Source organism: Achromobacter insuavis, assembly GCF_902859645.1.
GTDB lineage: Bacteria > Pseudomonadota > Gammaproteobacteria > Burkholderiales > Burkholderiaceae_B > Achromobacter > Achromobacter insuavis.
The window spans coordinates 25,340-50,163 of the sequence record NZ_CADIJR010000003.1 but is presented as its reverse complement, the minus strand read 5'-3'; the positions used below and the strand labels follow the sequence as shown (position 1 = coordinate 50,163).

Genomic DNA, 24,824 nt, shown 5'->3' with positions numbered 1-24,824 from the left:
TAAAGGTTCTGCCTGAGAGGACGAACGAAACGGCCCAAAGACGCAAATTCTTCAAAAATAAATTCGGACGGTTCCTGAGCTCGGCGTCCGCACGCTTCAACGCGCGACAAGCCGGGTCCAATAGCCCAGCACCCGCGCGGTCTTGACCGGAAAGCCCTGCGTCAACGCGGCCAGGGCCTGATCGGTGTTGTCCAGCGGAAAAGAGCCCGACACCAGCAGGTGGGCAACATCGGCGTCGCACGCCAGACCGCCGCGCCGATATCTGCCCAGCTCGGCCGCCAGTTGGCCCAGCGGCATGTCCAACGCGACGAGGTTGCCACTAGTCCATGCCGCGGTAGTGATGTCGTTTGGCTTGGGGGGGGCGACGGTGTCTCGGCTGAACCGCGCCTGCTGGCCAGCATGCAGGACGACGGCCCCCTGCCCTTGTACGGGCTCAATGCGGACCGACTTTTCCAGGACGGCCACGCGCGTCCAGCCATCTTCGGTCTTGACCGTGTAACGCGTGCCTAGCGCGGTGGCCGTGCCCTGGCGCGTTCGTACGAGGAAGGGGCGCGGCGTGGCGGCGGGGTCGGGATGCGTGGATACCAGAATGGCGCCCGATCGCAGGTCCAGGATGCGCGCCTGGGCGTCGAACGTGACGTCGACGGCGGTATCGGTGTCCATCAGCATGGACGAGCCGTCCGCAAGCTTGATGTTGCGCCGTTCGCCGACGGCGCTGTGGTAGTCGGCAGCCCAGCCTTCCCACGGCAGGGTGCGCCATCCCAGCCAGGAGGCGGCGCCGGCGCCTGCCACGAGGCCGATGGTACGCAACACTGCGCGGCGCGACGCCTTGGCCGGCGCCAGCGTGGGGCGGGCGATGCTGCCTGGCAGGCGGCCCATCTGGCGGCAGACCTGCTCGACCTTGCCCCACGCGGCGCGGTGGGCGGCGTCGCTGGCGAGCCAGAGGCTCCAGGCGTGGCGATCGTTGGCGGTAGTGGCTTCCGAACTAAGGCGCGCGTACCAGGTGGCGGCCTCCTTGATGGCGCGCAGATCCCGCGCGCTGAGCGGTGTCTCCGTAGACATCGGCGTGCCGCTCACGGCAAGAGCAGGCAGCAATGCGCCATGGCGCGCGCCAGATAATTGTCCACGCTGCGACGCGATATCCCCAGACGGCGGGCAATCTCAGCATAGGGAAGGTCTTCGCACTGCGCCATCAAGAAGGCCTGCTTGACCTTTAAGCCGAGTCCGTCGAGCATGGCGTCAATCTCGATCAAGGCGCTACGCAACACGGCCTGCGTTTCGAGCGAAGGCACCTCCTGCGGTGGGAGTGCGGCCAAAACCTCGAGATAGGTCCGCTCCAGCGTTTGGCGCCGGAAGAAATCGATCATCAGGCTTTTGGCAATGGTCGCCAGATAGGCGCGCGGTTCCCGAATCTCAGCGGCCGGGTCGGCGTTGGCCGCGCCGCATCGCCCTGTATGCGTCTTCAACACCCTGACGAAGGTGTCCTGCATTAAATCAGCCGCGTCGAAAGGATCGCCCACACGACGGCGCAACCACCCCAGCAGCCACCCATGGTTGTCGCTGTAAAGCGTATGCATCGCTGATACGGCAGCGGGAGGAATGGTGGACACCAGGCGCTCCGGATTGAAAATTTAGTAATGAGAATTACTATCAATTTTCCATCAAACCTGCCGATCTTGGCAAGCCGCGCTTGAGTGGCCGTAATGGGTCGAAATCGGCCTGTCACCAACCCAGTCCAAGCCCGCGGAGGCCATGCAGCCCAGCGTATTGGGCGTGGCCGCATGGCCGATACCAGACCACGCCCGCAGTGTGCCGGACAAGCTCAGGTCGCCACGAGCAAGGGCTCCATGCCGAACAACTAGCGGCCCCGTTTGAAGTTGAGACACAAAATCAATCCTCCACAGGCAGAACGCCTGCGATAGGCCACGCGGGGAATGACGCAAGTCACCAGACAGCGGATCGAGGCCGGTTTTACGTGCGCTCACCCGCCTGAGGTTCCGAAATTCTCCCAGAAAATCACCTACATACGCGGACTGTTGCCATCGCAAGCTGTGATCCCTCCGTACCGTACCTACATGAAGGAATGTACGGTACGCAACTTTCCCAGGTACGACCGTACCTCGCTCGGAGCCGAGGCCACCGACATCAGGTGAAAGTTCGGGCTGGTGAATTCCGCCTGGCAAGAGATAAGGTAGTCCCTGCCAAAGCCGAGATTGCTCCTCCCCTCTACTGCGCGCTAACCTCGTCGCGCCCCTATATCTCATGCGAGCGCCCCCGTGAAAAGTCCTGCCGACCATAAAGCCGAAAGTGTCTGCTGGAGCATGGTGCGCCTCGTCAAAGATAATCAAATCGAATAGATCTGCGGGACTTACGGGCTCCAGGACCGGCGAGGTGCTCGCTGGCGTGGACACGACCACATCGAAAGTTTTAAAGGCAAGCCATTCATCGGCGCTCAATGGCCTGCCCTTCTGTGGATGTACATGAGGATTTCCTGCCTCCGCCGGTAAGACCTTGAGCTTGCGTAGCGTCGACAGTTCACCGAAGTGGGCCGAGGTCTGTCGTCTCAGCACATCCGTGGGTTCCACCACCAGCACACGGTTTGAGCACAACAAAAAAGGAAGCGCCATGATCACGGCAGTCTTCCCATATCCAGTCGGCAAAGACACTATGGCCGGCTCGTCGTAGACCGAAAAGTGGGCCGCCACAGAATGAAGAGCGCCCAACTGGCCTGGCCTAAAACCCGAGTTCGGACTGCTAATGGGTTTCAAAGCCAGCATGTGGCTATGTTCAATGAAGAAATCGGCCACGTCCCCCTCCCGGAATGAACTGGATGACCAATTGTTACTTCAAAGAACATAACAAGCCAGCCTAATTTTTGAGACCTACTCCGAATTATTGCCGCTTCAGGTCTGATGGTCTTCTTTGTTGCGTCCTTCGGAACGAGCGATGTTATTCGCGACCCAAAGGCCGAATGCGATAACAGCTACAAGTACTCCGAGCATCACTGTAGTACCCAGGTCCATACGCTTTTCTCCACAAACACAGCTCTGTCGGTACGCCTGATGATAGCAATCACCGCCGGATATGAACTGAGAATCCGCAGCGCAACGCAACATCGTTCGTAACAGGAAACCCGCTGGGATCCTGCTGGGTTCCTACTTGGTTAACCGCCGGTTCCCACATCAAAACCTAGAGCGGCACTCGACCAATTTGGTTCTGAAACACGGCGTAAAGGAGCGCGCTGTGCCCCAGCACAGTTGCTCAGATCTTGGGGTCCATGAGCGCCGCTGACACAGGATCCATGGCCATCCTCATAGGAGAAATACCCACGGAGCGAGGGAACCTGGCGGCCTGTAGCGGAAACCCAGCAGGTTATGGCCAGGTTTTACTTTCGAACCCAGTGCAAACCGGATGCAAAGCTACCAATCCCAATCCCATTCCCAATCCCAAATCTTTTACTGGCTACGCCAGTGTCAACAGCGTCCGCGCCGCTGTCTGACCTGATAAGCCACAACAGGCCGGATCAATTCCAGATGGGACGCCCTCGTAGATGCAGTGATGGTCCTTAGACGCGTCCACAGCCCGCATGAGCGGTCGAAACACCTAGGGTTACGGGGTAGCAGCCACTTTAGAGTCATTGCAGCCCAGAGCGCGTTCTGCGCGATCTCGCGCTCTGTTTCTGAAACGCGAGTCGAATCTCCGAGTTTTTGCCTTGCAGGGTCTAGAAGACGGTTGGCGCCGTGCAAAAGAAAGTGGGCAAGTCGGAGGGTGTGGCCAGAGTCCTGTATTGCACAATCCAACGACTTCGCTCGCTAGAACGTGAGACCGCCGAGCCAGCCTTCCCTTTTGTCCATGGCAAGAATCGACGCCCACCGGGGCGCCAAGCTTCCCCGCACATTCGGAATATTTGATAGGGGATTTTGATAGGGTGTTTGAAAAGGGCTTTGACTGATGGCGTCAACACTTGATCTCTACGCCAGCCAAGCACTCCGGATCTGTTCGATGGTCCACAACCGGACAGCCGCCCCGCCCCTCGCCCACCGTCAGTGAAGCTGGAACGATCAACGGTCGATGATGTTCCAGACGTGCGTGACTAGGGTGGCAACTGTCCGGCGCCGGCGTCTCAAGGTGGGAGTTATTTTTGCAACGCCACGAGCCGGACTTTTTTGACTGGGAACTGTTTGCCAGGCCGAGATACTCAAATACCCTGTCGGCAATTCAAGCCACTAACTTCTCCGCGACATGAACCGCGCTTGGTCCAGCCATTGCCGACCTTTTTGCTGCGACCCACGTTCCGTGTTTCTGAGCATTAATCGCGCCCCACGCTCCTTCGGTGCAGCATGATCCACCAAGGCCGCCCCTCCCCCCACGATTCACAAGTGCGGACGGTTGCGGCGGGGTGAAATCTACGGACCTGCGGACAAGTTTCAGCGCCTCATACGCGGGATCGCGACCAGCCCGGGGTCGACTCAGCGAAATAATCTGTTAGCCGCCTGAAAGACTCCGTGTCCCTGTCGCAGCCATTCAGACATTGCGCTGGCAACTCCTACTTCCATTGTCGAAAGGACACCCCTCGTATCAGTACTAGGTTAAAGGATGCCCTATCCCCTCATTCCCGTACTAGGCCAAGTCTCCGCAGTTCGGGTCGGATAGACCGTCGACTTTGATTTCCCTCAGCGCAACTCAGAGCGCATTTGACACTGAGGTGTGCAGTATGGTCTCAGTGCAATGCACACAGCACATGCAGAGTACAGGCCGCGACGCTTTAAAAGTGCAACCGCGGAAGACCGGTCCACAGCACAGCTCGGCATTTGCTCCGCTAACGAATAACGCCGCGAGGATGGAAGGGCCGAAGGGTCGTAACGATTCAACTGTCGCGTGATGCCGCCGATGCTCTGCGACCAGGGCTCGGAACTCTCGCTTTGCTGCCCCAGCACACACAGCCTCAGATGAAGGGGTTTGGCCTGCACCAAGCGCAACAGTCCCCAGAGCCCACCCAATTGGCCTGATGAGCCCAAAGTGCAGCGAGCTGCCCGCCCCCCACAATCAAGCAGAGACCCGGCAAGTGCCGAAATGCGCTATTGCCACCGAATGCACATCCTTGCCTTGATGCCGCGTGAACTTGCTCACCGCCAACTGCAAGTTCGTTGTCCCATATGTTGTCCCATATGCCCAGCAAAGAAAAAGGGTTAGCTCACCGACATTGAGCTAACCCTTTGATTTTATTGGTCGGGGCGGCGGGATTCGAACTCGCGACCCTCTGCTCCCAAAGCAGATGCGCTACCAGGCTGCGCTACGCCCCGAGGGTCGCAACTATACCAGATACCGGCGCGCCCCCGGCAAATCCCGGCAGGCCACGCCCGCGCAACGCGCAGCCCGGCGATCCCCTGATTGACACCTATATAGTTGAAGCATAAATTAATTCGACATACCTAATAACGACATTCATCGGGAACCACATGGCCAACGCCTCCTCTCCATCCGCCTGGGCCACGCCCACGCGGACCACCTACACCGTATTGTTCGTCTGCTGGCTGGCGATCCTGTTCGAGGGCTACGACGTCGGCGTCATGGGCGCGGTGCTGCCCGCCCTGGCCGACGACAAGAGCTGGAACCTGACGCCGATCGAACTCGGCATGCTCGGCAGCTACGCACTGGCGGGCATGTTCGTCGGCTCGTTCGCCGTCGGCACGCTGTCCGACCTGCTGGGCCGCCGGCGCATGCTGCTGGCCTGCGTGACGCTGTTCTCGCTGACCATGATCGGCGCGGCCTGGGCGCCGACGCCGACGTGGTTCGCCACCTTCCGCTTCATCGGCGGCCTGGGGCTGGGCGGCGTGATCCCGGTGGCGGCGGCGCTGACGATCGAGTATTCCCCGCCCGCCAAACGGGGCTTCAACTACGGCGTGATGTATTCCGGCTATTCGCTCGGCATCCTGTGCTCCGCCGCGGTGGCCATGGCCGTGCTGCAGCACTGGGGCTGGCGCGCGGTGATCCTGGTGGGGGCGGCGCCGCTGCTGCTGGTGCCGGTGCTGGCGCGCCTGCTGCCCGAATCGCTGGAATACCTGCTGGCCAAGGGCGACGAGGCCGGCGCCCGCGCCGTGGCGCAGCGCCTGGGCATCGCCTCGCTGGAACCGTTCCGTCCGCGCGAAGTGACGGGTGAAAAGACCACCTGGCGCGATGTGATGGCCGCGGTGTTCGCGCCGCGCCACCTGCGGGCCACGCTGTGCTTCTGGGGCGCGCTGTTCCTGGGGATGATGCTGGTGTATGGCCTGAACACCTGGCTGCCGCAGATCATGCGCAAGAACGGCTACGACCTGGGCTCTAGCATCTCGTTCCTGCTGGTCTTCAGCCTGGCGTCGGCCATCGGCGGCCTGGTGCTGGGCCAGTTCGCCGACAAGAGCGAGCCGCGCAAGATCGTGGCGCTGTTCTACCTGGTGGGCGCGATCGGCATCTACTGCCTGACCTACAACAATCCGCTGGCGGTCAATTACCTGTGGGTGGCGCTGGCCGGCATCGGCAGCATTTCGTCGTCGCTGATCCTGACCGGCTACCTGGCCGGCTACTACCCGGCGCACGCGCGCGGCGCGGCCACCGGCTGGGCGCTGTCGTTCGCCCGCATCGGCGCCATGAGCGGCCCCATCGTCGGCGGCTATCTGGCGGGATTGAAATTGCCGCTGGCCTGGAACTTCATCGCCTTCTCGTGCGCGGCGGTGCTGGCGGCGGTGTTCGTGATCCTGATCCCGAGCCGCTACGCGGGCGGCGCGCCGGCGCGACCGACGGCCGGCACGCGGCCCGTGGAGCAACAACAGTCCTGACACGCCGATTGTCCGGCGCCGCGACGCTCGCCACGGAATCGGACTGACGGAAACGACAACGGCGCACCAAAAGGTGCGCCGTTGTTTCGCATGGGATCCATGCCGGACCGCGCCGCCTGCCGGTTGCCCGCCAGGCTTGCGCTGCGGCGGACGATCAGCCGAAACGGCCGGTGATGTAGTCTTCGGTTTCCTTACGCGACGGCTTCACGAAGATCTGGTCGGTCTGGCCGAATTCCATCAGCTCGCCCAGGTACATGTAGGCCGTGAAGTCCGAGCAACGGGCGGCCTGCTGCATGTTGTGGGTCACGATGACGACGGTGTAATCGTTCTTCAATTCGGCGATCAGTTCCTCGATCTTGGCGGTCGAGATCGGATCCAGCGCCGAACACGGCTCGTCCAGCAGCAGCACTTCCGGCTTGATGGCCACGCCGCGCGCGATGCACAGACGCTGTTGCTGGCCGCCCGACAGGCTGTTGCCGCTCTGGTGCAGCTTGTCCTTCACTTCATTCCACAGCGCGGCCTTGCTCAGCGCCCATTCCACGCGCTCGTCCATCTCGCCCTTGGACAGGCGCTCGAACAGACGCACGCCGAAGGCGATGTTGTCGTAGATGCTCATGGGGAACGGCGTGGGCTTCTGGAAGACCATGCCGACCTTGGCGCGGATCAGCGAGATATCGGTCTTGGCCGTCAGCAGGTTTTCGCCGTCCAGGATGATTTCGCCCTCGGCGCGCTGGCCCGGGTACAGCTCGAACATGCGGTTGAAGGTGCGCAGCAGCGTCGACTTGCCGCAGCCCGACGGGCCGATGAAGGCGGTGACCTTCTTCTCCTGGATCGACATGTTCACATTGCGGATCGCATGGAACTTGCCGTAGTAGAAGTTCAGGTTCTTGACCTCGATCTTGTTCTTGACGGCGGTAGCGGTGTTTTCCATTTGGTTTCCCTAGGTCCGGCGCGGCGGGCGCGCCGGCAAAGCGATCTTTACTTGCGGAACATGTTGCGGGCAATGATGTTGATGCCCAGCACCAGCAGCGTAATCAGGGTGGCGCCGGCCCACGCCAGGTCGTTCCAGTCCTTGAAGGGGCTGGCGGCGTATTGGTAGATCACGACCGGCAGGTTGGCCATCGGGCCGTTCATGTTGGTCGACATGAACTGGTTCGACAACGCCGTGAACAGCAGCGGCGCGGTTTCGCCCGAGATGCGGGCGATGGCCAGCAGCACGCCGGTGATGATGCCGGTCTTGGCGGCGCGATAGCACACCAGGGTGATCATGCGCCACTTGGGGCAGCCCAGCGCGGCCGCGGCTTCGCGCAGGCTGTTGGGCACCAGCAGCAGCATGTTGTCGGTGGTGCGCACCACCACCGGGATCACCAGGATCGACAGCGCGATGGCGCCGGCCCAGCCCGAGTAGTGCCCGACCTGCGCCACGTACACGGCGTAGATGAACAGACCGATGATGATGGACGGCGCCGACAGCAGCACGTCGTTCAGGAAGCGCGTGGCCGGCGCCAGCCAGCCACGCTGGCCGTATTCGGCCAGGTAGGTGCCAGCCAGGATGCCGACCGGCGTGCCGATCAGCGTGCCCACGCCCGCCATCATCACGCTGCCGAAAATGGCGTTGACCAGGCCGCCGGACTGCCCCGGCGGCGGCGTGATTTCGGTGAAGAGCGTGTACGACAGCGCCGGCGCGCCCTTGAACAGCAGGGTCTGGATGATCCAGAACAGCCAGAACAGCCCGAACACCAGCGTGGCCAGCGAGATGGTCAGCATGATGCGGTTGACCACCCGGCGCCGGCGATACACGCCGTTCTGCATATTGAGTACGGATACAGCCATGATCTTTTCCTTGTGCGGCGGGATCAGGATTTCTTGCCTTCACCGGCCGACAGGCGGACCAGCAGCATCTTCGCCAGGGCCAGCACGATCGTGGTGATCAGGAACAGGATCAGGCCCAGTTCCAGCAGCGCCGACTTCTGGATGCCACCCGCTTCGTTGAATTCGTTGGCCAGCGCCGAGGCGATCGAGTTGCCCGGCGAGAACAGCGAACCGGACCACTTGAAGGCGTTGCCGATCACGAAGGTCACCGCCATGGTCTCGCCCAGCGCGCGTCCCAGGCCCAGCATGATGCCGCCGATGACGCCCGACTTGGTGAAGGGCAGCACCACGCGCCACATCACTTCCCAGGTCGTGCTGCCCAGGCCGTAGGCCGATTCCTTCAGCATCGCCGGCACCAGTTCGAACACGTCGCGCATCACCGCGGCGATGAACGGGATGATCATGATCGACAGGATCAGGCCGGCGGTGAAGATACCGATGCCGAACGGCGGCCCGGCGAACATGCCGCCAATGATGGGCACGCTGCCCAGCGTGGCGATCAGGAACGGCTGCACGTACTGCTGGAACACCGGCACGAAGACGAACAGGCCCCACATGCCGTAGATGATCGACGGAATCGCCGCCAGCATCTCGACCGCGGTGCCCAGCGGGCGGCGCAGCCAGGTCGGCGACAGTTCGGTCAGGAAGATGGCGATGCCGAACGACACCGGCACCGCGATGATCAGGGCGATGGCCGAGGTCAGCAGCGTGCCGATGATGGGCACCACCGCGCCGTAATTCTGTTTGACCGGATCCCAGTCGTTCAACCACAGGAACGACAGGCCGTACTTGGCCAGCGATTCGCGGCTGCCGTAGATCAGGGATACCAGGATCGCCGCCAGCAGAATGAACACCAGGAAGGCGAACAGGCGGGTCAGGTTCTTGAACAGCGCATCCATCAGCGCGTTTTTATTTTGCTTCATAGGCGAAGGCGTGCCGGTAGTCACGGAATCCGCCACGCTGGGCGGGAGCGGCACACTATTATCCATTACCGCGCTCATGGATGGACTTTCCTTAGGAAACCTTGGGGGAAACTACAGGTGGGTCCTGGAGACCCGCCCTGGTAGCCGGCGGACCGGATACCAGGGCAGTTGGCCGATGCCGGCGCGGGGCGGAGCCGCCGCGCCAGGCACCTGCCTTACTTCCAGACGGCCTTGCCGTCGGCAGCCTTGACCTCGCCCCAGGCGGCGCGGATTTCCTTGGTCACGGCGTCGGGCAGCGGCACGTAGTCCATGGCTTCAGCCGACTTGGCGCCGTTCTTGAAGGCCCAGTCGAAGAATTCCAGGACAGCCTTGCCCTGAACCGGCTTGTCTTGCGACTTGTGGATCAGGATGAAGGTGGCGGCGGTGACGGGCCACGAATCGGCGCCCGGCTCGTCGGTCAGGACCACGCCCATGCCAGGCGCGCTCTTCCAGTCGGCGTTCGCGGCAGCGGCGGCGAAGGCCTTCTGTTCCGGCTGGACGAACTTGCCGGCCTTGTTCTGCAGTTGCGTCCAGGCCAGCTTGTTCTGCTTGGCGTAGGCGTATTCGACGTAGCCGATCGAGTTCTTCAGCTGGCCGACGTAGGCGGCGACGCCTTCGTTGCCCTTGCCACCCTGACCCACGGGCCACTTGACGGCCTTGCCTTCGCCGACTTGTTCCTTCCACTCCGGCGACACCTTGGACAGGTAGTTGGTCCAGCCGAAGGTGGTGCCCGAGCCGTCCGAACGGTGCACGACGATGATGTCGGCCGAGGGCAGCTTCACGTCGGGGTTCAGCGCCTTGATGGCGGCGTCGTCCCACTTCTTGATCTTGCCCAGGAAGATGTCGCCCAGGACCTTGCCCGACAGCTTCAGCTTGCCCGGCTCGACGCCGTCGATGTTCACCACGGCAACCGTGCCGCCGATGACGGCCGGGAATTGCAGCAGGCCGTTCTTTTCCAGGTCGGCCGCCTTCATGGGATCGTCCGACGCGCCGAAATCGACGGTCTTGGCGATGATCTGTTGCTGGCCGCCGCCCGAACCGATCGACTGGTAGTTCACGGCGTTGTTGGTCGCGGCCTTGTAGTCCGACGCCCACTTGGCGTAGATCGGGTACGGGAACGAAGCGCCGGCGCCGGTCACATCGGCGGCCTGGACGGCAAAAACGGCGGCGCTCAGCGCGACACCCAGGGAAACTTGTTTGAAGACACGTTTGAACATCTTGGTTCCTTCTGTGCTCGTTAGAGGAGTCTTTGGCAGGCTTTCTACTGCCTGTCTTTCAGCGACCCTCGCATCTTAGAAGCCCAACGTGACAAGATAGTGACAGTCATAAACCCCCCCCCGGAGCGCTGCGCGCTTCCCCCCCAGGGGGGCGCCGGTGGCGGACCGGCGGAGCCGGATCCGCGCGGCCTGGCTTGGAAGGGGGGTGGCCTGGGGGGTGGTTTTCTGACGGTGATGAGGGTTGGGGACGGATGGTTTGGCTCGGGGGGGAGCCTGCGTCGAGCGGCTTGGCTTTGTCCGGCGGATCTGGGGGACGGATAAAAAAGGCCCCGCTGGGCGGGGCCTGGTTCCGTTTCCGCATGGCCTGCGCGGAAGGGGTAAGGACGGGCGGGGCTATACGCCCAGCTTCTGCATCAGGTACTGGTGCAGGTTGAAGGGTTCGCGGCGGCTGCGCACGCGGACGTAGTCGCCGTCGGCCTGTTGCTGCCAGGCCAGCTGGTTGTCGCGCAGCGCGAAGGTGAAGGCTTCGTCGATGACGCGCTTCTTGAGCGTCTTGTCGTAGATCGGGAAGGCGATTTCCACGCGGCGGAAGAAATTGCGGTCCATCCAGTCGGCCGACGACAGATACACCGTCTCGGCGCCCTCGGCGTAGAAATAGAACACGCGCGAGTGCTCCAGGAAGCGCCCGACGATGGAACGCACCCGGATGTTCTCGGACAGCCCCGGCACGCCGGCGCGCAGCGCGCAGACGCCGCGCACGATCAGGTCGATCTTCACGCCGGCCTGGCTGGCCTTGTAGAGCTCCTCGATGATCTGCTCTTCCAGCAGCGAGTTCATTTTGGCCATGATGCGCGAACGCTTGCCCGCCTTGGCGGCGCGGGCCTCGGCGCGAATCAGCGCCACCATGCCGTCGTGCATGGTGAACGGCGACTGCATCAGCGACTTGAGCGAGCGGCGCGCCCCCAGGCCGGTCAGCTGCGCGAACACCTTGTCCATGTCCTCGCACAGCTTGGGATCGGCGGTCAGCAGGCCGAAATCGGTGTACAGCCGCGCGGTGCGCGGGTGGTAGTTGCCGGTGCCCAGGTGGGCGTAGCGGCGCAGGCGGCCCTTTTCGCGCCGCAGCACCACCGCCATCTTGGCGTGGGTCTTGTGCGCCACCACGCCGTAGACCACGTGCGCCCCCACCTCTTCCAGCTTGGAGGCCCAGTTGATGTTGGTCTGCTCGTCAAAGCGCGCCATCAGCTCCACCACCACCGTCACTTCCTTGCCGGCGCGCGCCGCGGCCAGCAGGATCTTCATCAGCTCGGAATCCTCGCCGGTGCGGTAGATGGTCTGCTTGATGGCCATCACGTCCGGATCCAGCGCGGCGGCGGTCAGGAAGTCGATGACGGGCTGGAACGACTGATAGGGATGATGCAGCAGGCGGTCCTGCTCGGCCACGGCCTCGAACAGCTCGGCCGGCTTGTCGCCGACGCGGTCAAACGGCGCCGGCACCGGCGCGCGGTAGTCGGGGAACAGCAGGTCGGGCCGGTTGGGCGAGTTGCACAGCTGCATCAGGCGCGACAGGTTCACCGGACCCGGCACGCGGTAGGTGTCCTCGGCCTTGAGCGAGAACTCGCGCTGCAGGAAGGTCTCCAGCTCGACCGGCGTCAGCTTGTCGATCTCCAGGCGCACGGCGGCGCCGAAGTTGCGCTGCGACAGCTCGCCCTGCAGGGCGTGGCGCAGGTTGGTGACTTCTTCCTCGTCCACGAACAGGTCGCTGTTGCGCGTCACCCGCCACTGGTAGCAGCCCAGCATCTCCAGCCCCGGGAACAGCTCGCCAACGAAGGCGCGCAGCAGCGAGGTCAGCAGGATGTAGCCTTCCGGATGGCCGGACAGCTCCGGCGGCATCTTGATCAGGCGCGGCAGCGCGCGCGGCGCCTGCACCACGGCGATCGAGGCCTGGCGGCCGAAGGCGTCGGCGCCGGACAGCGAGACGATGAAGTTCAGGCTCTTGTTGTAGACCCGCGGGAACGGGTGCGCCGGGTCCAGCCCGATCGGGGTCAGCAGCGGCATCACGTCGCGGTTGAAGACCTCGCGCGCCCATTCCTGCTGCTCTGCGTTCCATTCCGACGCATGGTGCAGCGCGATACCCTCGGCCTGCAGCGCCGGCAGGATGGCGTCGTTGAGCAGCGCGTACTGCCGTCCCACCAGTTCGTGCACCGCCTGCTGCACGTTCTCGAACGCCTGGTCCGGCGTCATGCCGTCCGGGCCGACCGAGTTGGGCGACTGGCGTTGCTGCTCTTTCAGGCTCGAGATCCGGATCTCGAAGAATTCGTCCAGGTTGGAACTGACGATACAGACATAGCGCAGCCGTTCGAGCAGGGGCGTACTGGGATTCTCAGCCATCGCCAGCACGCGTTCGTTGAATTTGAGCAGCGACAACTCGCGATTCAGGAGCAAGGGCTCGGCGGGCGGGCGTGTGGTCATACCGGATTCCATACGTAGGGAGAGCGTGGAGTTTTACTGCAAAATAGTGACGGTTCTATGACACAACGCCAAATGCGTAGCGTACGACAAAACCGGGACGCATGGAGCATGGTCTCCCGCCGCCAACTGCCTGTTCCATAAGCGAAAACCCGCAGCGGAAGGCGCTGTCATATGGGGTCTCTATAATCAGGCCACCTCACAGCCAATATTACGAGCCGCATGGATCAACTTCTGGCCGCCGTGGACCTCGGGTCCAACAGCTTCCGCCTCTCCATCGGACGCATCGTTCAGCAGGACGGTACGCCCCAGATCTACCAGATCGATCGCCTCAAGGAAACCGTCCGGCTCGCCGCCGGGCTGGACGCCGAAAAACGCCTCGGCGACGACGCCATCGAGCGCGCCATCGCCGTCCTGGAACGTTTCGGCGAACGCCTGCGCAGTTTCCATCCCAACCGCGTGCGCGCGGTCGCCACCAACACCTTCCGGGTGGCGCGCAATACCCGCGATTTCCTGCCCCGGGCCGAAGCCGCCCTGGGCTTCCCGATCGAAGTCATCGCCGGCCGCGAAGAGGCCCGCCTGATCTTCTCGGGCGTGGTCCACACCCTGCCGCCCTCGCCCAACAAGCGCCTGGTGATCGACATCGGCGGCGGTTCCACCGAAGTCATCATCGGCAAGGGCCACGAACCCGGCCTGATGTCGTCGCTCTACATGGGCTGCGTCAGCTACAGCCGCCAGTTCTTCTCGGACGGCATCGTCGACGCCCACCAGATGAAACAGGCCGAACTGGCCGCGCGGCGCGAGATCGAAGTCATCGCCAAGCAGTACCGCAAGACCGGCTGGAAGGAAGCCTACGGCTCCTCCGGCACCGCCAAGGCGCTGTACGCCATCCTCACCGAAGGCGGCATGTCCGAGCGCGGCATCACCCGCGCCGGCCTGAGCAAGCTGAAAGACCGCATCGTGCGCGCCGGCCGCGTCATCCCGTCCGAGCTGCCCGGCATCAAGGTCGAGCGCGCCGACGTGCTGCCCGGCGGGCTGGCCATCATGAGCGCGCTGTTCGACGAACTGGGCATCGACGTCATGCACACCGGCGACGGCGCGCTGCGCCTGGGCGTGCTGTATGACCTGCTGGGCCGCGACGACGAGCACGACAAGCGCGACGAGTCGGTGCGACAGTTCATGAAGCGCTATCACGTCGACGTCAATCAGGCGCGCCGTGTGCACCGCGCCGCGCTCAGCCTGTTCGACACGATGATGCCCGAAGGCGCCGAACGCGCCGAACTGCGCGCCGCCCTGGGCTGGGCCGCCGACCTGCACGAAGTGGGCCTGTCGATCGCCCACAACGCGTACCACAAGCACACCGCCTACGTGCTCGAGAACGCCGACATGCCGGGCTTTTCGCGCGCCGACCAGCAACTGCTGGCGCTGCTGGCGCTGGGCCACCAGGGCAAGCTGAGCAAGCTCGAGCCGCTGGTGCGCAACCGCGCCCAGTGGATCGCCATTCTCAGCCTGCGGCTGGCCGTGCTGCTGTTCCGCCGCCGCGGCGAGATCGACCCCCTGCCCCTGACCGCGTCCATGCGCAACGACTCCATCGTGGTGCGCGTGAACCGCGACTGGCTCGCGCAACACCCGCTCAGCGACTTCACGCTGCGCGCGGAAGAAGCCGAATGGTCGAAGGTGGGATTCTCGTTCGAACTGCTCGAGTTCTGAATCGCGTCCTGAAAACAGCACGGCCCCGGACAAGTCCGGGGCCGTGCGGCGAAGCAGGCTTCAGGCGCTAGAACGGCGAGAGATCGGTCTCGCGTTCGAGCTGCTTGAGTTCCAGGCGGAATGGCCGCGTTGCCCGCCGAATCAGTCTGATCTTCATACGGCGGAACAAGCGGCGCATGATCAGCGCTGACCGTTGGCCGTGGGTTGATCCAGGCCGAAATGGCGGCGGTAACGCTCGTCCATGCCGTCCATCTTCAGCAGCACCGGGAAGTCGGCGGCATTGAAATCCGGGTCCCAGGCAGGTTCGCCGCAGACCGTTGCGCCCAGCTTCAGGTAACCCTTGATCAGCGGCGGCACACGGGCCGGCAGCGTGCTGTTGAGCTTTTCCACCGGGTAGCGGTGCAGCGGCGTCACGTGCGGCTGGCCTTCTTTCGGCAGCTGCTTGGAAATGGTGCGCCACACTTCGGCGGCGGTGACGCCGTCGTCGCGCAGGCTGACGCTGGCGCAGCCCAGCACGTACTGGTAGCCGCCGCGGCGCAGGTATTCCGCCAGGCCGGACCACAGCAGCATGATGACCGCGCCGTTGCGGTAGTCGGCGTGGGTGCACGAGCGCCCCACTTCCACCAGTTCGTCGCGGATCGGGCCGAGGCCCGCCAGGTCGAATTCGGATTGCGAGTAGTAGCCGCCGGCCTCGCGCGCCTTTTCGGGCGTGAGGATGCGGTAGGTGCCCACGACACGGCCGGTGTCGAGCTCGCGCACCATCAGATGCTCGCAGAAGGGATCGAAGCGGTCGTGCTCGATTCCGTCCTGGGCATCGGGAAAGACCGCGCCCATGTCTTCGGTGAAGACGTCATAGCGCAGGCGCTGGATCTGTTCAATTTCCTCGGCCGTGCGCGCCAGGCCGACCACCAGCACCCGTGCGGCGGGGCCCGTCCACGGTTCTGTAGCATTACGGCTTGGGTTGATGCGTGCTAGTTCCAGCATTGCGCGAAGCTCCTAGAGAGTCCGGTCAGTTTGGACGCCCTGTATGTCAAAGACTTGACCAATATGTTACGTGACTATGAAGTTTAGTTCGGAGCGGTGCGGCCTTAATCCCGCAAAGTTCGACAAAACTTTACAAAACAATACTTATTTCTCACAAACAATGGCCATTCATCGCAAAGCAATGAATGGCCATGTCTGGTCCCGGTGGATTTGGCGTTATCCCAGGCTGGCCGCCAGCTTCTCGGCGGAGGTCACGGCCAGGGTTTCATCCTCGGCCTCGACCATGAGACGCAGCTTGGGCTCGGTGCCCGAGGCGCGGATCAGGACGCGGCCACGGTCACCCAGTTCGGCCTCGACCGCCTGGCGCGCGGCGGTCAGGCCCGGATGGGTCTTCCAGTCCTGGCCCGGCGTCAGCGGCACGTTGATCATCTTCTGCGGATACATGCGCAGGTCCTTGATCCACTCGGCCATCGAGACATGGTTGCGGCGCAGCGCGGTCAGCACCTGCAGCGCCGCGACGATGCCGTCGCCGGTGGAGTGGCAGTCCAGGCACAGCAGGTGGCCGGAGCTTTCGCCGCCGTAGAGCCAGCCGCGCGCCTGCATCTGTTCCAGCACGTAGCGGTCGCCCACGTTGGCGCGCTCGAAGCCCACGTTCAGGCGTTGCAGCGCGCGCTCGAAGCCGAAGTTGGTCATCAGCGTGCCGACCACGCCGTCCACCTTGCCGCGCTGCATGCGCTCGCGCAGGATCGCGTACAGCAGCTCGTCGCCGTTGTAGATGCGGCCGTCGCCGTCCACCATCTGCAGGCGGTCGGCATCGCCGTCCAGCGCGATGCCGAGCTGGGCGCCGCGCGCCTTCACTTCCTTGGCCAGTTGCTCCGGGTGCAGCGCGCCCACGCCCTTGTTGATGTTGAAGCCGTCCGGGTGCACGCCGATGGCATGCACTTCGGCGCCCAGCTCGCGGAACACGTGCGGCGCGATGTTGTAGGCGGCGCCATGGGCGGCGTCCACCACGATCGTCATGCCGTTCAGGTCCAGATCGTTGGGGAAGGTGCTCTTGCAGAATTCGATGTAGCGGCCCTGGGAGTCCGACATGCGGCGCGCGCGGCCCAGCCCTTCGGAGCTGACACAGCCCAGCGGCTCGTCCAGGGCGGCCTCGATGGCCGCCTCGATCTCGTCGGGCAGCTTCATGCCCTGGGCCGAGAAGAACTTGATGCCGTTGTCCTGGTAGGGATTGTGCGAAGCGCTGATCACGATGCCGGCGACCAGGCGCAGCGCGCGGGTCAGGTAGGCCACGGCGGGGGTGGGGATCGGGCCGGCCAGCAGCACGTCGATGCCTGCGGCCGACAGGCCGGCTTCCAGCGCCGACTCCAGCATGTAGCCGGAGATGCGGGTGTCCTTGCCGATCACGACCTGCGGGCGGCTGCCGCCGCGCACCGCGTGTTCACGGGCCAGCACGCGGCCGGCGGCGTAGCCCAGGCGCAGGGCGAATTCCGCGTTGATCACCGGGCCGCCGACTTCGCCGCGCACCCCGTCGGTACCAAAATACTTGCGTTGAGTCATGAAGTGATTGCTCCTTGTTCGGCCGCCTGCCAGACCTTGAGCGCGTCGACCGTGGCCGCCACGTCGTGCACCCGCACGATCGAGGCGCCACGGGCCACACAGGCCAGGGCGGCGGCAATGCTGCCAGCCAGCCGGTCGCCGACCGGCCGGCCGGTGGCCTGGCCGATCATGTTCTTGCGCGACAGGCCGATCAGCAATGGATAACCGCCGCTGCGCAGGCTGGACAGCCGACGCAGCAATTGGAAGTTCTGGTCGGCGGTCTTGCCGAACCCGAAACCGGGGTCCAGCACGATGCGTCGGGGGTCGATCCAGGCGGCGCGCAGCTTCTGTGCGCGCGCCCCCAGGAAGAGTCCGATTTCGCCGATCAGGTCGGAATATTCGGGCGGCGTCGCCTGCATCGTGCGCGGCTCGCCTTTCATGTGCATGACGCACAGCCCGCAGCGCGACTGCGCCACCGCCTCGATGGCGCCGGGCTGCCGGAAGCCGTAGATGTCGTTGATCATGTCGGCGCCGGCATCCAGCGTGGCGCGCATGACCTCGGGCTTGAAGGTGTCGATCGACAGCGGCACGCCGCAGTCGCGCAGCGCCTCGATCACCGGCAGCAGCCGGTCCAGTTCGTCGGCGACCGACACCGGATCAGCGCCGGGCCGCGTCGACTCGCCGCCCAGATCGAGGATCTGCGCGCCTTCGTCGATCAGGCGGCGCGCATGCGCCACCGCGGCGTCGGTATCGTCGTGCTGGCCGCCGTCGGAAAACGAATCCGGCGTGACATTGACGATACCCATGACAAGCGGGCGCTCGAGATCAAACTCGAAGCGCCCGCAAAGGAAGTTATTCGCCATAACTCAGGACGAAAGACCTCAGACCGCGGCTGCCGTGTTACCGCCGGCGGCCAGGCCGGTCGGAGGCGTATCAGACGTATCCGACGGGCCTTGCGGCGTCTTCGGGGGACGCGGGGGGCGGCCCTCGATGATGTCGTTGATCTGGTCGGCGTCGATGGTTTCCCATTCGAGCAGCGCGGCGGTCATGACTTCGACCTTGTCGCGGTTGTCTTCCAGGATCTTGCGCGCGACGCCGTACTGCTCGTCGATGATGCGGCGGATCTCGGAATCCACCTTCTGCATGGTGGCTTCGGACATGTGCGTGGTCTTGGTCACGCTGCGGCCCAGGAAGACCTCGCCTTCGTTCTCGGCGTAGACCATCGGGCCCAGCTCGTCGGTCATGCCGTAGCGCGTGACGATGTCGCGGGCGATGGCCGTGGCGCGTTCGAAGTCGTTCGAGGCGCCGGTGGTCATCTGGTCCATGAAGATCTCTTCGGCGATACGGCCGCCGAACAGCACCGCGATGGTCGACAGCAGGCGGCTCTTGTCCATGCTGTAGCGATCGGTCTCGGGCAGCTGCATCGTCACGCCCAGCGCGCGGCCGCGCGGGATGATGGTGACCTTGTGGACCGGGTCGGTCTTGGGCAGCAGGCGGGCAACGATGGCATGGCCGGATTCGTGGTACGCGGTGTTCTTGCGTTCCTCTTCGGGCATGACGATCGAGCGGCGCTCGGCGCCCATGATGATCTTGTCCTTGGCCTTTTCAAAGTCGGACATATCCACCGTGCGGCCATTGCGGCGCGCGGCGAACAGGGCGGCTTCGTTGACCAGGTTGGCCAGGTCGGCGCCCGAGAAGCCCGGGCAGCCGCGCGCCAGGATGGTCGCGTCGACGTTGGGCGACAGCGGCACCTTGCGCATGTGGACCTTCAGGATCTGCTCGCGGCCGCGGATGTCGGGCAGCGGCACCACGACCTGGCGGTCGAAGCGGCCCGGACGCAGCAGCGCCGGATCCAGCACGTCGGGACGGTTGGTGGCGGCGATCACGATGACGCCCTGGCCCGACTCGAAGCCGTCCATTTCCACCAGCATCTGGTTCAGCGTCTGCTCGCGTTCGTCGTTGCCGCCGCCCAGGCCGGCGCCACGCTGGCGACCGACGGCGTCGATTTCGTCGATGAAGATGATGCAGGGCGCGTGCTTCTTGGCGTTCTCGAACATGTCGCGCACGCGGGCCGCGCCCACGCCGACGAACATTTCAACGAAGTCCGAACCGGAGATGCTGAAGAACGGCACCTTGGCTTCGCCGGCGATGGCCTTGGCCAGCAGCGTCTTGCCGGTACCGGGCGAGCCGACCATCAGCACGCCGCGCGGAATGCGGCCGCCCAGCTTCTGGAACTTGCTGGGGTCGCGCAGGAAGTCGACCAGCTCCTGGACGTCTTCCTTGGCTTCATCGCAGCCGGCCACGTCGGCGAAGGTGATCTGGTTGGTGTTCTCGTCGAGCATGCGGGCGCGCGACTTGCCGAAGCTGAACGCGCCGCCCCTGCCGCCGCCCTGCATCTGGCGCATGAAGAACACCCACACGCCGATCAACAGCAGCATGGGGAACCAGGACACGAAGATGCTCATCAGCAGCGACTGCTCTTCGCGCGGCTTGCCCGACACCTGCACGCCGTACTTGAGCAGGTCGGAGACCATCCAGAGGTCGCCCGGCGAGGTCAGCGTGTAGGCGCGGCCCGCGTCCGGCGTGACGTAGAGCACGTCGCCGCCAGGGCCACCTTGCACGTCCACCTTGCGGATACGGCCCGCTTTGGCGTCATCCATGAACTGCGTGTAGGTCACGCCGTCCTGGGTCTGCGCGCGTCCGTCGAACTGCTTGAAGACCGTGAATAGCACAAGGGCTATCACCATCCAGACGGCGACTTTCGAAAATGAATTATTCAAGGTCGATCTCCTGCTTTCGATTCCGACCGGCGACCGCGCACCCGCATATGGCACAGTCACAAGTATGTCAATAGCCCATTCTACCCTGTCGGACCGGGTTGCGTCCTGGGAAGGGGCGGGGCCGCTAAGTTACGTCTGATTCGTGATTTTGCTGGTCGTTGTCTCGGCAGGCCGGCCGCCATCGGGCCGGTGGGTTCTTGTGACCGGGGCACGGGCCCCGGCGCGGGCTATTTCAGATCGCGGGCAACCAGAAAGGTTTCGGAGGACTTGTCCCGCGACGCCTTCGGCTTACGCTCGACCACCCGCTTGAAGTGCTGCTTGAAGGTTTCCACGATCTGCGAAAAGCCGGTTCCGTGGAATGCCTTGACGATCAGCGCCCCGTTGGGCTTGAGGTGAGCGAGGGAAAACTCCATCGCCAGCTCGCACACGTGCTGGATGCGCGCGGCGTCGGCGATACCCACGCCAGATAGGTTGGGGGCCATGTCGGAAATTACAAGGTCCACCGCGCGCGATCCGACCATGTCTTCCAACTGTTTCAAAATGTCATCTTCGCGGAAGTCGCCCTGGATGAATTCGACGCCCGCCACGGGCTCCATGGGCAGCATGTCCAGGGCGATGATGCGCCCGTCCACCACCCCGCCCGGCCCCGCCAGGCGCTCGCGCGCCACCTGCGACCAGCTGCCGGGGGCCGAGCCGAGGTCGACGACCAGGTCGCCGCGGCGCAGCAGTTTCTCGGTGTCGAGAATCTCGATCAGCTTGAAGGCGGCGCGGGCCCGGTAGCCCTTCTGTTGCGCCATCTTCACATAGGGATCGTTGATGTGCTGGTGAATCCAGTCTTTGGAGAATTTATTCTTGGCCATTACCGTACAATTCCACGCATGCCTATATTAGAACTTACCTCTCGTGAGCGCAGCGACCTTCGGTCCGCCGCTCACCCTCTGCGCCCCGTCGTCCTGATCGGCGACAATGGCCTGACCGAAGCCGTGCTCAAGGAAATCGACCTGGCACTCACTTCCCACGGCCTGATCAAGGTCCGGGCCGGCGGCGACGATCGCGAGGCCCGCGAGGCCATGCTGTCGACGATCTGCGACACCCTGTCCTGCGCCCCGGTGCACCACCTGGGCAAGACCCTGATCCTGTTCCGCCCGCTGGCCGGCAACATCAAGCCGCCGGTGCTGGCCGCCCTTGAGCCGGAACGCCCCGCCAAGCGCCGCGCCTCCGAGCCGCATACGCCCAAGAAGCTGGCCGCCGAAGGCAAGACCCTGGCCAAGCGTCCGCGCCGTTCCGAGACGGAAGAGCCCAAGCCGAAGACGCGCTTCGTGCCGCAGGACCAGCTCAACAAGAACGGCAAGCCGATGCGTCCCGGCACCAAGAAAACCACTTCCGGCAGCCACGGCATCCCGCGCCGCGCCGGCAGCGCACTGAGCCTGCGGGCCGGGGCACGCAGCGGCACCAGCCGCAAGTCGTCGCCCAAGCGATAGTACCGCCAGGCACAAAAACGGGCGCTTTACGCGCCCGGTCCACCATAGTGTTCCGCAATCTTGCCGCGGGAATCCTTCCGGATGCCCGGTTCGGTCTATGGTGTTTTGCTGATTTTACCGCTTAGGGCAAGCGTTAGATGTAACGCACACCCAGGACTTCATACTCGCGAACGCCAGCCGGGGCCTTGACCTCGACCACATCGCCTTCGCTCTTGCCGATCAACGCGCGGGCCACCGGGCTCGACACGGAGATCAGGTTTGCCTTGATATCGGCTTCGACGTCGCCGACGATCTGGTACGTCACGCGATCACCCGAATCCAGGTCCTCGATGTCGACGGTGGCGCCGAACACGGCACGACCTTCGGCCTCGAGCGAGCTCGGATCGATCAGGTGGGCATTGGAAAGCGTGCCCTCGAGCTCGGCGATCCGGCCCTCGATGAAACCCTGGCGCTCGCGAGCCGCGTCATACTCGGCGTTCTCCGACAGATCGCCCTGCGCGCGCGCTTCGGCGATAGCGTTGATGACGGCGGGACGTTCCACGGTTTTCAGCCGCTGGAGCTCTTCTTGCAAGCGCTCGGCCCCGCGCACGGTCAAAGGAATGGCAGACATGTCGTTTCCCAAACAAAAGTAGAAAACGCCCCCGACGGAGCGTTCTCGGTGTGAAGGTCCTGGACCTGACGCATGGGCGCCGTCGGAAGCGGAATCGGACGGGCAACGTCTTGAGCGGAACGGCCAGGGGCGGGCAAGGCTGAACCCGATGGATCCCCCGCTGCCCGCTCGGGCCGGCCCGCCGGACGAATGCGGCAAGCTGCGACCAAAACAAAACCCCGGCTCGGGTCGGAACCGGGGCAATCAAGGTCATATTGTGGTCAAAGTCCACGGGAATTGCAAGCCACCGGAGAAAACGGCGTTTTCGGCGCATTTCGGCGCTGTAACCCGCTAAAACCCGTCGTTTCCCGGATCGGCGCTGGCGTTGCGTAAAAGATACTCAACAGTAGGGACAAACCCGGCCGCCGCGGGGTTTATGTAAAAACGCCATGTTGTATTCAATAAAAAAGGTATAACCGACAAACTGGCCCATTAATAACAATTAAATACATGCCGGTATTCGCCGGCATTTTCCTGTTTTAAGCGAAGGGATACGCGGGTCTGCCGTTTCGGCCACGCGTAAAGCGATTGATTGTGCGTGTTGCAGGTTGGGCGGACGCATCGCAGTCATCCGGGCGCGACGTTCGTCCCTCTATCGCAGCGCTGGCGTGCAAAGGATCCGCGCCTGCGGTGGAGCGCGTTCAAGAACGGGAGCTCCCATGCTGGAAAAACTGAAAGTCCGTACGGGCATGATGCTGGTGCTGGCCTGCTTTGTGATTACCCTGGCGCTGGCTTGCGGCTTGAGCTGGATGAACGCCGAAAACAGCGTGCGGGAAATCGAGGACCTGAATAATGTGGCCGTGCACCAGGTCGATCCGCTTTATGAATCGAACGCCGCGTTGCTGCGCACCCGGCTGTCGCTGGCCGCGAGCATCGCCGACCTGCAGGCCGGCGCCAACGACCAGGCGGCCAGCGCGGAAGCCGCCGCCGCCGGGCAGCTGAAGCTGGCGCGCGAGCGCTTCGACCGCTACATGGCGGTGCCCAAGAGCGAGCGCGGCCAGGAGCTGGCGCTGGTCCTGCAGGGCCGCTTCAACGCCTACGCCGCCGGGCTGGACGAACTGGACGCGGCGCTCAAGGAGCGCTCGGTCGCGCGCTACCAGCAGAACGAAGCCCGCGTGCGCCAGGCCGACGCCGATTTCGCCAAGGACATGCAGGTGTTCCTGGCGCGGGTCCAGGAGCGCAGCGACAGCGTGCTGGACCGCTCTCAGACCACCTATTCGACCGCCCGCATCTCGGCCGTCGTGCTGCTGTCGGTGGCGCTGCTGCTGGCGGTGCTGTGCTGGGCCTTCATCCGCCGTGGCGTGCTGTTGCCGCTGCAGGACGCGGGCCGGCATTTCGACCGGATCGCCGCCGGCGACCTGACCCAGCGGGTCGACGCCCGCTCCAGCAACGAGATCGGCACGCTGTTTTCCGCGGTGCGGCGCATGCAGGACGGCCTGACACGCACGGTGACGACGGTGCGCCAGGGGGTCGAGGAGATCAACGTCGGCGCGGCCGAGATCGCCGCCGGCAACGCCAACCTGTCGACCCGCACCGAGGAGCAGGCGGCCGCGCTCGAAGAGACCGCCTCGACCATGGAAGAGCTGGCCGCCACGGTCAAGCAGAACGCCGAGAATGCCGCCCAGGCCAACCAGCTGGCGGCGGTGAGCATGGAGGTGGCGCAGCGCGGCGGCCATACCGTCGGCCAGGTAGTGGCCACCATGCAAGGCATCTCCGACAGTTCGCGGCGCATCGCCGACATCGTCTCGGTGATCGACGGCATCGCCTTCCAGACCAATATCCTGGCGCTGAACGCCGCCGTGGAGGCGGCCCGCGCCGGCGAACAGGGCAAGGGCTTCGCCGTGGTGGCGGGCGAGGTGCGCACCCTGGCGCAACGCGCGGCGCAGGCGGCCAAGGAGATCAAGGCGCTGATCGAGACCTCGGTCGAAACCGTGGCGGCCGGCTCGTCCCAGGTGTCGGCGGCCGGCCAGACCATGGAGGAAATCGTGGTCTCGGTGCAGCGGGTGGCCGACATCATGGGCGAGATCTCGGCGGCCTCGGCCCAGCAGGCCGGCGGCATCGACCAGGTCAGCCTGGCGGTCTCGCAGATGGATGAGGTGACGCAGCAGAACGCCGCGCTGGTGGAAGAGGCCTCGGCCGCCGCCTCGGCAATGGAAGACCAGGCACGGCGCCTGGCGGAAGCGACCGCGGTCTTCAAGACCCAGTCGGGCCAGGTGATCGAGGTGGCGCCGGTGCAGGTCGGCGGCAGGACGCCGGCCTCGCGGCTGTCGCGCTCCTGAGGGGAGCGGATCGGCCGCGGCCGGTCCCGCTCATGCCCCTGAAGGAAGCGGGACTGGCGCGACGTCCGGC

At 64.3% G+C, this 24,824-nt stretch carries 18 protein-coding genes and 1 tRNA gene; 4 read left to right on the top strand and 15 right to left on the bottom strand.

Annotated elements, in window-relative coordinates; all coding sequences use genetic code 11:
- Positions 1 to 96: 96 nt before the first annotated feature.
- From H0523_RS03160 to H0523_RS03145, 4 genes are all read right to left on the bottom strand, one after another.
- A complete protein-coding gene (locus H0523_RS03160; protein ID WP_054428410.1) occupies positions 97 to 1,062 on the bottom strand; it encodes a FecR domain-containing protein in 966 nt (321 codons plus the stop codon).
- An 11-nt stretch (positions 1,063 to 1,073) separates the two neighbouring features.
- On the bottom strand, positions 1,074 to 1,577 hold the full coding sequence (locus H0523_RS03155; protein WP_054428411.1) for a sigma-70 family RNA polymerase sigma factor: 504 nt from the start codon (positions 1,575 to 1,577) through the stop codon (positions 1,074 to 1,076).
- 84 nt (positions 1,578 to 1,661) lie between these two features.
- Positions 1,662 to 2,777 carry a DEAD/DEAH box helicase family protein gene (locus H0523_RS32180; protein ID WP_231689867.1) on the bottom strand — a complete coding sequence of 372 codons (1,116 nt, stop codon included), beginning with the start codon at positions 2,775 to 2,777 and terminating at the stop codon, positions 1,662 to 1,664.
- 2,449 nt (positions 2,778 to 5,226) lie between these two features.
- Positions 5,227 to 5,303, bottom strand: a tRNA-Pro gene (locus tag H0523_RS03145).
- A gap of 156 nt (positions 5,304 to 5,459) precedes the next feature.
- Here H0523_RS03145 and H0523_RS03140 point away from each other — a divergent pair.
- Positions 5,460 to 6,815 carry an MFS transporter gene (locus H0523_RS03140; RefSeq protein WP_054428412.1) on the top strand — a complete coding sequence of 452 codons (1,356 nt, stop codon included), beginning with the start codon at positions 5,460 to 5,462 and terminating at the stop codon, positions 6,813 to 6,815.
- Positions 6,816 to 6,969: 154 nt separating this feature from the next.
- Here H0523_RS03140 and pstB read toward each other — a convergent pair whose 3' ends face one another.
- From pstB to ppk1, 5 genes are all read right to left on the bottom strand, one after another.
- Entirely contained in the window at positions 6,970 to 7,746 is a 777-nt protein-coding gene (gene pstB / locus H0523_RS03135; RefSeq protein WP_006385463.1) for a phosphate ABC transporter ATP-binding protein PstB, read from the bottom strand.
- A gap of 47 nt (positions 7,747 to 7,793) precedes the next feature.
- Positions 7,794 to 8,648 (bottom strand): phosphate ABC transporter permease PstA, encoded by an 855-nt coding sequence (gene pstA, locus H0523_RS03130; protein ID WP_080977466.1) that lies wholly within the window; start codon positions 8,646 to 8,648, stop codon positions 7,794 to 7,796.
- 23 nt (positions 8,649 to 8,671) lie between these two features.
- The gene (pstC, locus tag H0523_RS03125) at positions 8,672 to 9,688 is read right to left on the bottom strand and encodes a phosphate ABC transporter permease subunit PstC (RefSeq protein WP_006390677.1); all 1,017 of its coding nucleotides are present in this window, start codon (positions 9,686 to 9,688) and stop codon (positions 8,672 to 8,674) included.
- 137 nt (positions 9,689 to 9,825) lie between these two features.
- Complete coding sequence (pstS, locus tag H0523_RS03120; RefSeq protein WP_006390678.1) at positions 9,826 to 10,866, bottom strand: phosphate ABC transporter substrate-binding protein PstS; 1,041 nt, start codon at positions 10,864 to 10,866, stop codon at positions 9,826 to 9,828.
- Positions 10,867 to 11,259: 393 nt separating this feature from the next.
- Positions 11,260 to 13,335: a polyphosphate kinase 1 gene (gene ppk1 / locus H0523_RS03115; RefSeq protein WP_054428413.1), complete on the bottom strand. Its 2,076-nt coding sequence runs from the start codon at positions 13,333 to 13,335 to the stop codon at positions 11,260 to 11,262.
- 219 nt (positions 13,336 to 13,554) lie between these two features.
- Here ppk1 and ppx point away from each other — a divergent pair, with 219 nt between their 5' ends.
- Positions 13,555 to 15,042 carry an exopolyphosphatase gene (ppx, locus tag H0523_RS03110; RefSeq protein ID WP_054428414.1) on the top strand — a complete coding sequence of 496 codons (1,488 nt, stop codon included), beginning with the start codon at positions 13,555 to 13,557 and terminating at the stop codon, positions 15,040 to 15,042.
- A 180-nt stretch (positions 15,043 to 15,222) separates the two neighbouring features.
- On the opposite strand, the gene H0523_RS03105 is transcribed toward ppx, so the two are convergent.
- The 5 genes from H0523_RS03105 to H0523_RS03085 all read right to left on the bottom strand — a co-directional run bounded on the left by H0523_RS03105 (position 15,223) and on the right by H0523_RS03085 (position 21,205).
- On the bottom strand, positions 15,223 to 16,026 hold the full coding sequence (locus H0523_RS03105; RefSeq protein WP_054428415.1) for a GNAT family N-acetyltransferase: 804 nt from the start codon (positions 16,024 to 16,026) through the stop codon (positions 15,223 to 15,225).
- A 216-nt stretch (positions 16,027 to 16,242) separates the two neighbouring features.
- Positions 16,243 to 17,586 carry a phosphoglucosamine mutase gene (gene glmM / locus H0523_RS03100; RefSeq protein WP_054428416.1) on the bottom strand — a complete coding sequence of 448 codons (1,344 nt, stop codon included), beginning with the start codon at positions 17,584 to 17,586 and terminating at the stop codon, positions 16,243 to 16,245.
- Positions 17,583 to 18,428 carry a dihydropteroate synthase gene (folP, locus tag H0523_RS03095; protein WP_054428417.1) on the bottom strand — a complete coding sequence of 282 codons (846 nt, stop codon included), beginning with the start codon at positions 18,426 to 18,428 and terminating at the stop codon, positions 17,583 to 17,585. The genes glmM and folP overlap by 4 nt, the downstream gene beginning before the upstream one ends.
- 18 nt (positions 18,429 to 18,446) lie before the next feature.
- Positions 18,447 to 20,345 carry an ATP-dependent zinc metalloprotease FtsH gene (gene ftsH, locus H0523_RS03090; RefSeq protein ID WP_006390684.1) on the bottom strand — a complete coding sequence of 633 codons (1,899 nt, stop codon included), beginning with the start codon at positions 20,343 to 20,345 and terminating at the stop codon, positions 18,447 to 18,449.
- Positions 20,346 to 20,572: 227 nt separating this feature from the next.
- The gene (locus H0523_RS03085; RefSeq protein ID WP_054428418.1) at positions 20,573 to 21,205 is read right to left on the bottom strand and encodes an RlmE family RNA methyltransferase; all 633 of its coding nucleotides are present in this window, start codon (positions 21,203 to 21,205) and stop codon (positions 20,573 to 20,575) included.
- A gap of 18 nt (positions 21,206 to 21,223) precedes the next feature.
- On the opposite strand from H0523_RS03085, the gene H0523_RS03080 reads away from it, so the two are divergent.
- Positions 21,224 to 21,826 carry a YhbY family RNA-binding protein gene (locus tag H0523_RS03080; protein WP_020926788.1) on the top strand — a complete coding sequence of 201 codons (603 nt, stop codon included), beginning with the start codon at positions 21,224 to 21,226 and terminating at the stop codon, positions 21,824 to 21,826.
- Between the two features lie 133 nt (positions 21,827 to 21,959).
- Here H0523_RS03080 and greA read toward each other — a convergent pair whose 3' ends face one another.
- Positions 21,960 to 22,436 (bottom strand): transcription elongation factor GreA, encoded by a 477-nt coding sequence (gene greA / locus H0523_RS03075; RefSeq protein ID WP_006390687.1) that lies wholly within the window; start codon positions 22,434 to 22,436, stop codon positions 21,960 to 21,962.
- A 698-nt stretch (positions 22,437 to 23,134) separates the two neighbouring features.
- On the opposite strand from greA, the gene H0523_RS03070 reads away from it, so the two are divergent.
- Positions 23,135 to 24,754, top strand: coding sequence for a methyl-accepting chemotaxis protein (locus tag H0523_RS03070; protein WP_054428419.1), 1,620 nt, complete (start codon positions 23,135 to 23,137; stop codon positions 24,752 to 24,754).
- Positions 24,755 to 24,824: the final 70 nt, after the last annotated feature.